Here is a 1,549-nt window from a genome sequence, read left to right on the forward strand (position 1 = left end):
CGTGGATCGCCATGTACCACTCGGTCGGCGACTGCTCGGACGACCCGTACCGTGTCACCGTCGGCCCGGCCCGGCTGGAACGGCAGGTAGCGCTTGATTTTCGTTTCGTCGGGGACCCGACCTGCCGTGGCAGTCCCGCAGCCCGGCGTGAGCGGTCGCGTGTGGCAAGAATGACCCCATGCACATGGTGATCGCGGGTGGACACGGAAAGATCGCGCGCCGGCTGACCCGGCTGCTCTCGGCGCGCGGCGACAACGTCACAGGGCTGATCCGTAACCCAGACCACGCCGACGACCTGCGCGCGGACGGTGCGGAACCGGTGGTGTGCGATCTGGAGCACGCCTCGGTGGACGAGGTGGCCGGCCACCTTGGCGGCGCCGACGCGGCACTGTTCGCCGCGGGCGCCGGACCGGGCAGCGGCGCGGCCCGCAAGCAGACGGTGGACCGGAACGGGGCCATCCTCCTCGCCGACGCGGCCGAGCGCGCCGGGATGCGCCGCTTCCTGGTGATCTCCGCGATGGGCGTGGACAGCCCGCCGCCGCCCGGCACCGACCCGGTGTTTGCCGCCTACCTGAAGGCCAAGGGCGAGGCGGACGCCGACATCGCCTCCCGTCGGGGACTGGACTGGACGATTCTGCGCCCCGGGATGCTGACCGACGACCCCGGTAGCGGCCGCGTCACGCTCGCCGAGCACACCGACCGCGGCCAAGTGCCGCGCGATGACGTGGCTGCGGTGCTCGCCGCCCTGCTCCACGAGCCCAGGACCGCCGGGCGCATCCTCGAGCTGATCAGCGGGTCCACCAGGGTCGAGGAGGCGGTGCGCGCCGTGGCTGGCGGCTGACGCCGCACCCCGCCCTCGCCCGGGTGCGGGTACACCCTTCGAACAGCAGTCGATCGGCTCGCCTTCGGGTACGTCGAGGCGATGTCGGTGAAGAGGCACGTCGAGGAGGCCTGGGACAAGCTGGACTGGCTGAAGAACGCCCTGGCGCGCACGGGGCACACGAGGCGCGGTGTCCCATACGTGGGCGGCCCGTACGACGGCGGCCACAACGCCGACGGCGAGATCGACGCCATCGACATCCGCCGCGGTGGGAGCAACGAGTCGGGACGGTACGTCCTCACCGGGGTGAAGGGCGTGCGTGTCTAGCGGTGGGAGCCGCTGAAGGGTTTAGGGGCCGCGCCAGTGCAAGGGAGAAGCGCTCTGGCGTGGCCTGTCCGCCAGGGCCAAAAGGGCAAGGCCATGAAGTTACGGGTCGGGCCGTGGCCGCAAGCAAGGGCTGATCTGGCAGGACGCCGGACGCGAGAAGCGGAGCCCCGGTAGAACTGGCTAGTCCGCCAAGACAAGCCGTTCACAAGGACCGGAGGCTCCGCTGTCCGGACAGCCTCCCACCGACAAGACCACTACACCCACCGAACTTACGAGAAGATCAGTAAGAGTCCTTGAAACAGTGGATCCGGGGACCTTGCAGCGGTGCGTGTGGCATGACGTAGTGTGCGGGCGCATGGCCTTGTGGAGCTTGACGAGATGGAGAAGGCCGCGGGCAGAGCG

The 1,549-nt window shown here is 70.0% G+C and carries 2 protein-coding genes and 1 pseudogene; all 3 read left to right on the forward strand.

Going from position 1 to position 1,549, the window contains the following annotated elements:
- Nucleotides 1–92, forward strand: a pseudogene (locus tag ACWEN3_RS46425) (polysaccharide deacetylase family protein); the annotation flags it as partial.
- Nucleotides 93–178: 86 nt separating this feature from the next.
- Entirely contained in the window at nt 179–841 is a 663-nt protein-coding gene (locus tag ACWEN3_RS46430) for an SDR family oxidoreductase (RefSeq protein WP_452984465.1), read from the forward strand.
- Between the two features lie 81 nt (nt 842–922).
- Complete coding sequence (locus ACWEN3_RS46435) at nt 923–1,147, forward strand: hypothetical protein (RefSeq protein WP_452984466.1); 225 nt, start codon at nt 923–925, stop codon at nt 1,145–1,147.
- Nucleotides 1,148–1,549: the final 402 nt, after the last annotated feature.

It is taken from the genome of Streptomyces sp. NPDC004561, assembly GCF_053602155.1.

What these genes read in the sequence shown, in the direction of transcription:
- ACWEN3_RS46435 (WP_452984466.1), top strand. Translation starts at nt 923, where the DNA reads ATGTCGGTGAAGAGGCACGTCGAGGAGGCCTGGGACAAGCTGGACTGG.
- ACWEN3_RS46430 (WP_452984465.1), top strand. Translation starts at nt 179, where the DNA reads ATGCACATGGTGATCGCGGGTGGACACGGAAAGATCGCGCGCCGGCTG.